General features: G+C 68.6%; 7 protein-coding genes. 5 read left to right on the top strand and 2 right to left on the bottom strand.

Translation table 11 applies throughout. From position 1 onward, the window contains the following. From AC1DOC_RS11080 to AC1DOC_RS11070, 3 genes are all read left to right on the top strand, one after another. A partial coding sequence (locus tag AC1DOC_RS11080; protein WP_478129797.1) for a transporter substrate-binding domain-containing protein occupies window positions 1-429 on the top strand: 429 nt, incomplete at its 5' end. After that, window positions 426-1667: a pyridoxal phosphate-dependent aminotransferase gene (locus AC1DOC_RS11075; protein ID WP_478079553.1), complete on the top strand. Its 1242-nt coding sequence runs from the start codon at window positions 426-428 to the stop codon at window positions 1665-1667. The genes AC1DOC_RS11080 and AC1DOC_RS11075, both read left to right, overlap by 4 nt. 157 nt (window positions 1668-1824) lie before the next feature. Continuing rightward, entirely contained in the window at window positions 1825-3498 is a 1674-nt protein-coding gene (locus AC1DOC_RS11070) for a thiamine pyrophosphate-binding protein (RefSeq protein ID WP_478079552.1), read from the top strand. 8 nt (window positions 3499-3506) lie between these two features. On the opposite strand, the gene AC1DOC_RS11065 is transcribed toward AC1DOC_RS11070, so the two are convergent. Beyond that, window positions 3507-3806 (bottom strand): hypothetical protein, encoded by a 300-nt coding sequence (locus AC1DOC_RS11065; RefSeq protein WP_012745477.1) that lies wholly within the window; start codon window positions 3804-3806, stop codon window positions 3507-3509. A 409-nt stretch (window positions 3807-4215) separates the two neighbouring features. Here AC1DOC_RS11065 and AC1DOC_RS11060 point away from each other — a divergent pair, with 409 nt between their 5' ends. Continuing rightward, window positions 4216-4974, top strand: coding sequence for a sulfite exporter TauE/SafE family protein (locus tag AC1DOC_RS11060; RefSeq protein ID WP_012745478.1), 759 nt, complete (start codon window positions 4216-4218; stop codon window positions 4972-4974). Between the two features lie 22 nt (window positions 4975-4996). Further along, window positions 4997-6340: a chromate efflux transporter gene (gene chrA, locus AC1DOC_RS11055; RefSeq protein ID WP_478129796.1), complete on the top strand. Its 1344-nt coding sequence runs from the start codon at window positions 4997-4999 to the stop codon at window positions 6338-6340. A gap of 13 nt (window positions 6341-6353) precedes the next feature. On the opposite strand, the gene AC1DOC_RS11050 is transcribed toward chrA, so the two are convergent. Further along, window positions 6354-7772: tripartite tricarboxylate transporter permease (locus AC1DOC_RS11050; RefSeq protein ID WP_478079550.1), on the bottom strand; the 1419-nt coding region annotated here is incomplete at its 5' end.

Here is a 7772-nt window from a genome sequence, read left to right as displayed (position 1 = left end):
GTGCAGCTGCTGCGCAAGCGCGAGCGCGCGCAGAACACCACCATCACCACCATGCTCGGCAAGGACCACCTCGAAAGCTTTTTGCTGATGGAGTCGGGCCGCGCCGATGCCTTCGTGCTCGACGACAACCTGCTCGCGGGCATCATCGCGAACGCGAAGAATCCGTCGGCCTACCGCATCGTCGGCGATGCGCTGGGCTCCGAGCCCATCGCGCTGCTGTTCCGCAAGGACGATGCCACCTTCAAGGCCGCGGTGGACGACGCGCTGCGCCGCCTGATGAAGAGCGGCGAGCTCGAGAAGATCTACACCAAGTGGTTCGTCGCGCCGATTCCGCCGAAGAACACCAGCCTGAACCTGCCGATGAGCGCGGCGCTGAAACAGCTCATTGCCGAACCCAACGACAAGCCGCTGGAGGCCTACGCCAAGTGACATCCGCCGTTCTCGATTCCGCGCTTTCGGCTTCCGCATTCGAGCCCGCGCAGCGCGTGCGCGCCATCGGCGTGTCGGAGATCCTGCGCATCACCGACCATGCCAATGCGCTCAAGCGCGCCGGCCGGCCGGTGATCGTGCTGGGCGCGGGCGAGCCGGACTTCGACACGCCCGAGCCGATCCGCGCCGCCGCGGCCCGCGCCATGGAACGCGGCGACACGCGCTACACCGTGCTCGACGGCAGCCCGGCCATGAAGGCCGCGGTGCAGCTCAAGTTCAGGCGAGACAACGCGCTGGACTTCGCGCTCGATGAAATCAGCGTCGGCGCGGGCGCCAAGCAGGTGATCTTCAATGCGCTGATGGCCAGCCTGAACCCGGGCGACGAGGTGATCCTGCCCGCGCCGTACTGGACCTCCTACGCCGACATCGTGCAGATCTGCGGCGGCGTGCCGGTGAGCGTGCCCTGCGGCGAGGCCAATGGCTTCAGGCTGGATGCCGCGCAGCTCGAGGCGGCCATCACGCCGCGCACGCGCTGGCTCTTCCTGAACTCGCCGTCCAACCCCTGCGGCGCGGCCTACAGCGCGGCGCAGCTCGCGCCGCTGTGCGAGGTGCTGCTGCGGCATCCCAAGGTGTGGGTGCTGGCCGACGACATCTACGAGCACATCCTCTACGACAGCCACGCGTTCGCCACGCCCGCGGCCGTGGAGCCGCGGCTGCGCGAACGCACGCTGACGGTGAACGGCGTGTCCAAGGCCTATGCAATGACCGGCTGGCGCGTGGGCTACGGCGCCGGGCCGCGCGCGCTGATCGCGGCCATGGCGGTGGTGCAGAGCCAGTCGACCTCGTGCCCGTCGTCGGTGAGCCAGGCCGCCGCGATCGAGGCGCTCACGGGGCCGCAGCAGGTGGTGGCCGAGCGGTGCAATGACTTCCAGGCGCGGCGCGACTTTGTCGTGGCCGCCTTGAACCGCGCGCCGGGCCTGCATTGCCGCGTGCCCGAAGGCGCTTTCTATACTTTTGCCAGCTGCGCGGGCGTGCTCGGGCGGCGCACCCGCGGCGGCGCGCTGCTGCAGACCGACAGCGACTTCTGCAGCTACCTGCTGCAGGACTACGAAGTGGCGGTGGTGCCGGGCAGCGTGTTCGGGCTCGCGCCGTACTTCCGCATTTCGTACGCCACGTCGATGGCGCAGCTCGAGGAGGCGTGTGCACGCATTGCGGCGGCATGCGAAGCTCTCGAATGAACTCGCATTTCTCCCTCCCCTTCCGGGGGAGGGCAGGGGTGGGGGCAGGCGGCGTATCGATCGCCGGCGGCCTGGTCAGCGCCGCTTGCCCCCATCCCAACCTTCCCCCGGGAGGGGAAGGAGTAGATACCAAGACCTTCATTGCATTGGACACAGCATGACTTCTCCCCGCACCGGCGGCCAGATCCTGGTCGACCAGCTCATCACCCACGGCGTCAAGCAGCTCTTCTGCGTGCCCGGCGAAAGCTTCCTGGCCGTACTCGATGCACTGCACGATGCCGCCATCGACGTGACGGTGTGCCGCCAGGAAGGCGGCGCCACGATGATGGCCGAGGCGCAGGGCAAGCTCACGGGCCGGCCCGGCGTCTGCTTTGTCACGCGCGGTCCGGGCGCCACCAACGCGGCGGCCGGCGTGCACATCGCGCACCAGGATTCGACGCCGCTCCTGCTGTTCGTCGGCCAGGTCGCGCGCGAGGCGCTGGGCCGCGAAGCCTTCCAGGAGCTGGACTACGGCGCGGTGTTCGGCACCATGGCCAAGTGGGTGGTGCAGATCGACGACCCCGCCCGCGTGCCCGAGCTGGTCTCGCGCGCCTTCCACGTCGCCACCTCGGGCCGGCCCGGTCCGGTGGTGATCGCGCTGCCCGAGGACATGCTGACCGAAGCCGCCACCATGGCCGATGCGCAGCCCTATGCGGTGGTCGAAACGCATCCGGGCGCGGCGCAGATCGCCGAGCTGCAGCAGCGCCTGTCGCAGGCCGAGCGGCCGGTCGTCATCCTGGGCGGCAGCCGCTGGTCCGAGGCCGCCACGCAGCAGTTCGCGGCTTTTGCCGAGGCGTTCTCGCTGCCGGTGTACTGCTCATTCCGCCGCCAGATGCTGCTGTCGGCCGAGCACCCCTGCTACGCGGGCGACCTGGGCCTGGGCGCGAATCCGCGCATGCTCGAGCGCATCCGCAACGCCGATCTCGTGCTGCTGGTGGGCGGGCGTTTGTCGGAAGTGCCATCGCAGGGCTACGAGCTGCTMGCCATTCCGCAGCCGAAGCAGGCGCTGGTGCACGTGCATGCCGATGCCGACGAGCTCGGCAAGCTCTATCGTCCCGCGCAAGGTATCCACGCCACGCCGCAGGCTTTTGCCGAGGCGGTGTCCGCGCTGCGCCCGGCCGCGCCGCCCGCCTGGCAGGCCGGGACGAAGGCCGCGCGCGAGGACTTCCTGCGCTGGAGCGATCCGGCGCCCATCCGCATTCCGGGCCCGCTGCAGATGGGCGAGGTCATGCAGCACCTGCGCGAGGTGCTGCCTGCCGACACCATCTTCTGCAATGGCGCGGGCAATTTCGCGACCTGGGTGCACCGCTTCTGGCCGTTCCGCGCATTCGCGAGCCAGCTGGCGCCCACCAGCGGATCGATGGGCTACGGCCTGCCGGCCGGCGTGGGCGCCAAGCGGCTGTGGCCGCAGCGCGAGGTGGTGGTGTTCGCGGGCGACGGCGATTTCATGATGCACGGCCAGGAGTTCGCCACCGCGGTGCAGTACGGCCTGCCGATCCTCGTGGTGCTGCTCGACAACGCCATGTACGGCACCATCCGCATGCACCAGGAAAAGCACTACCCGGGCCGCGTGAGCGCCACGCAGCTGAAGAACCCCGACTTCCGCGGCTATGCCGAGGTGTTCGGCGGCCACGGCGAGCGCGTGGTCAGCACCGCGGAGTTCGGCCCCGCGCTGGCGCGGGCGCGGGCCAGCGGCAAGCCCGCGATCCTGCATTGCCTGCTCGATCCCGAAGCCATCACGCCGGCCAGCACGCTGCAGTCGATCCGCAAGGCCGCTCTCGCGGCGGGCTGAAGAAGAAATCAGCCCAGCCCGTCCGCATAGCGCGGCAGCGGGTTGGGCAGATGGCCGTCGGGCGCACGCGCCGCCAGCCGCGCGGCGCGCGCCAGCGGCTCCATCGCCTGCTCCAGCCGGGTGGCGAGCAGGTACAGGTCTTCGTCCTTGGTCTCGACCGCATGCGCGCGCGTCATGCGCACGATCTCCGTGGCGTACTCGGCATTGGTGGCCATCCATTCGGTGTCGGTCACGCGCCCGTGCTTTCGCCTGAGCGCCACGTGCAGGCGCGCGGCCAGCGCAATGCGTTCGCTTTCGGACATGGACATGACGGCCTCCATGAATGGATCAAGCGCTTGCGTGCACAAGTCATGCCATGCCGTTAACGGTCCGAAACACTTTGGTTTGCGAACCGGCCCCGAGAGGTAAGGCAAAGCGGGTAATTCCCAATGCACTGGGGCGGTGCACCGCCTAAAGTCTGCCCACTCGCGAACGGGCCCAGCTCGTACTGCCGAGGGTCCGAGGAGACAAATTCGGTCTACAACAAAAATTCTTCAAGGCTTCCGCTCGAGAAGCCGTGCTGAACTTCAAAAGGCGCCGCTGGTCGGCGTCTTTTTTTTGCCCGCCGCAGCCCTCCCGCCGGGGCATTTTCTGCCGGCCGAAGAGCGCTCTTGCGCCCGTCCTGCTTCTGGTTGAAGCTCCCTTTTTGATAGCGATCCGGGTGCGACAATCGCCGCCATGGAAATGCTGGTGGTCACGGGCGCCTCGCTGCTCGCGGGTTTTGTCGATTCGATCGTGGGCGGCGGGGGACTGATCCTCGTGCCGGCGCTCTTTGCCGTCTTTCCGGGCGCGCCGCCGGCCACCTTGCTGGGCACCAACAAGAGCGCGTCCATTTGGGGCACGGCGGCCGCGGCCGCCCAGTTCAGCCAGCGCGTCCAGATGCGCTGGGGCGCCCTGTGGCCGGCCGCGCTGCTCGGTTTCGCGGGCTCGATGCTGGGTGCCTGGGGCGTCACGGTGTTCCCGGGCGACTTCCTGCGCCGCGCGCTGCCCGTCGTACTGCTGGGCGTGCTGCTCTACACCATCGCGCGCAAGGACCTGGGCCGCAACCATGTGCCGCGCTTCAGCGGCCGGGCCGAAACCCTGGCGGCCTGCGCCATCGGGCTGTCGATCGGGTTCTACGACGGCTTCTTCGGCCCCGGCGCGGGCAGCTTCCTGGTCTTTTTGTTCGTGCGCTGGATGGGCTACGACTTCCTGAACGCCTCGGCCTCGGCCAAGATCATCAACACGCTCACCAATGCCGCGGCCCTGCTGCTGCTCGCGCTCAAGGGGCACGTCTGGTGGCACTATGGGCTGGTGATGGCGGTGGCCAACGTGGCCGGCAGCCTGCTGGGCACGCGTGTTGCGCTGAAGCACGGGGCCGGTTTCGTGCGGGGGGTGTTCATCGTCGTGGTGAGCGCGCTGATCCTGAAGACCGCCTATGACGCATTCCTGAAATAGCCCAACCCGAAAGTCCTCCTGCATGCCGCCGCCAGAGCCTGTCGAACCTCCCGCACCCATCGGCTTCTGGCAGGCCTTCGCCTACTGGCTCAAGCTCGGCTTCATCAGCTTCGGCGGGCCGGCCGGGCAGATCGCGCTGATGCACCAGGAACTGGTCGAGCGCCGGCGCTGGATCTCGGAGAAGCGCTTCCTGCATGCGCTGAACTACTGCATGCTGCTGCCCGGCCCCGAAGCCCAGCAGCTGGCCACCTACATCGGCTGGCTCATGCACCGCACCTGGGGCGGCATTGCGGCGGGCGTGCTCTTCGTGCTGCCCTCGCTCTTCATCCTGGTGGGCCTGTCGTGGGCCTACATGGCCTATGGCCAGGTGCCGGCCGTGGCGGGCCTGCTCTACGGCGTGAAGCCCGCGGTGACGGCCATCGTGCTGTTCGCGGCCTGGCGCATCGGCTCGCGGGTGCTCAAGAACGCATGGCTCTGGGCGATTGCCGTGGCGGCCTTCGTGGCGATCTTCGCGCTGCGCCTGCCGTTTCCGCTGATCGTGCTGGCCGCCGGGGCGATCGGCTACTTCGGCAGCCGGTTCGCGCCGGCGTACTTTGCGGCGGGCGGCGGCCACGGCGGCGCCGCGTCATCGGCCGGGCCGGCGCTGATCGACGACCACACGCCGACGCCGCAGCACGCGCTTTTCGGCTGGGGCCGTTTCGCGCGCGTGCTGGCGGTGTTTTTCCTGCTGTGGCTCGGCGCCCTTGGCGCACTCACGGCGCTGTACGGCTGGCACGGCGCGCTCACGCAGATGGCGTGGTTCTTCACCAAGGCGGCGCTTCTGACCTTCGGCGGCGCCTACGCGGTGCTGCCTTATGTGTTCCAGGGCGCGGTCGACCATTACCAGTGGCTCAGCGCCACGCAGATGATCGACGGACTGGCGCTCGGCGAAACCACGCCCGGTCCGCTGATCATGGTGGTGTCGTTCGTCGGCTTCGTGGGCGGCTGGGGGCAGGCCCTGTTCGGTCCAGAGGCGCYGTTCGCGGCGGGCGCTGCGGCGGCGGCGGTGGTGACCTTCTTCACCTTCCTGCCGTCGTTCCTGTTCATCCTGCTGGGCGGCCCGTTCATCGAATCGACCCACGGCAACCTGAAGTTCACCGCGCCGCTCACCGCCATCACCGCGGCCGTGGTCGGCGTGATCGTCAACCTGGCGGTCTTCTTCGCCTACCACGTGCTCTGGCCCGCAGGCCTGTCCGGACCCTTCGAGATCGCTTCCGCCGTGATCGGCGTCCTCGCGGCCCTCGCGCTCTTCCGCTTCAAGGCCGGTGTGATCCCGGTGGTGCTTGCTTCCGCACTGACCGGGATGGCCTGGCAACTACTGCACTAGGCTCGCCCCGGGGTCATTCCTCGACGAAGGCTTCTTCGCGCTTGGCCTTGATCGACGGCAGCAGCACGATGCCCAGCAGCAGCGCCGCGGCCACCAGCAGGCCGGCCGACAGCGGCCGCGTGACGAACACGCTCCAGGCACCGCGCGACAGCAGCAGCGCGCGCCGCAGGTTCTCTTCCATCATCGGCCCGAGGATGAAGCCCAGCAACAGCGGGGCCGGCTCGGTGCGCAGCTTCAGGAACAGGTAGCCGATGAAGCCGAAGATCGCGACCATCCACACGTCGAAGGTGTTGTTGTTGGTCGAGTACACGCCAATCGCGCAGAACAGCACGATCGCCGGGAACAGGAACTTGTAGGGCACCGTCAGCAGCTTGATCCACATGCCGATCAGCGGCAGGTTCAGCACGATCAGCATCGCGTTGCCGATCCACATCGAGGCGATCAGGCCCCAGAACAGCTCGGGGTTGCTGGTCATCACCTGCGGGCCGGGCTGGATGTTGTGGATCGTCATTGCGCCCACCATCAGCGCCATCACCGCGTTGGGCGGAATGCCCAGCGTGAGCAGCGGAATGAAGGAGGTCTGCGCGCCGGCGTTGTTGGCCGACTCGGGCGAGGCCACGCCGCGGATGTTGCCCTTGCCGAAGGCGATCTCGCCGGGTCGCATCTTGATCTTCTTCTCGAGCGCGTAGGCCGCAAAGGCCGCCAGCAGCGCGCCGCCGCCCGGCAGGATGCCGAGCGCCGAACCCAGTGCCGTGCCGCGCAGCACCGCGGGCGTCATGCGCTTGAAGTCTTCCTTGGTGGGCCACAGGCCCTTGACCTTGTGCGTGAACACCTCGCGCTCGTCGTCGGGCTGCGAGAGGTTGCCGATGATTTCGCCGTAGCCGAACACGCCCATGGCAATCACCACGAAGCCGATGCCGTCGGTGAGCTCAGGAATGTCGAAGCTGAAGCGCGCCACGCCCGAATTCACGTCGGTGCCCACGATGCCGAGCAGGAGGCCCAGCACGATCATCGCCACCGCCTTGAGCAGCGAGCCCGAGGCCAGCACCACCGCGCCGATCAGGCCCAGCGTCATCAGCGAGAAGTACTCGGCCGGACCGAACTTGAAGGCCAGCTCGGTCAGCGGCGGCGCGAAGGCCGCCAGGATCAGCGTGCCGACGCAGCCCGCGAAGAACGAGCCCAGGCCCGCCGCGGCCAGCGCGGGGCCTGCGCGGCCCTGCCTTGCCATCTGGTAGCCGTCGATGCAGGTGACCACCGAGGACGACTCCCCGGGCAGGTTCACCAGGATGGCGGTGGTCGAGCCGCCGTACTGCGCGCCGTAGTAGATGCCGGCCAGCATGATCAGCGCCGACACGGGCGGCAGCGCGTAGGTGGCGGGCAGCAGCATCGCGATGGTCGCGACCGGGCCGATGCCCGGCAGCACGCCGATCAG

The sequence above is a fragment of the Variovorax sp. 01T439_2 genome, from assembly GCF_056398445.1.
The sequence above is the reverse complement of the archived record's forward strand: the minus strand, read 5'-3'. Positions and strand labels throughout refer to the sequence as shown.

What these genes read in the sequence shown, in the direction of transcription:
- AC1DOC_RS11065 (WP_012745477.1), bottom strand. Translation starts at nt 3,806, where the DNA reads ATGTCCATGTCCGAAAGCGAACGCATTGCGCTGGCCGCGCGCCTGCAC.
- AC1DOC_RS11060 (WP_012745478.1), top strand. Translation starts at nt 4,216, where the DNA reads ATGGAAATGCTGGTGGTCACGGGCGCCTCGCTGCTCGCGGGTTTTGTC.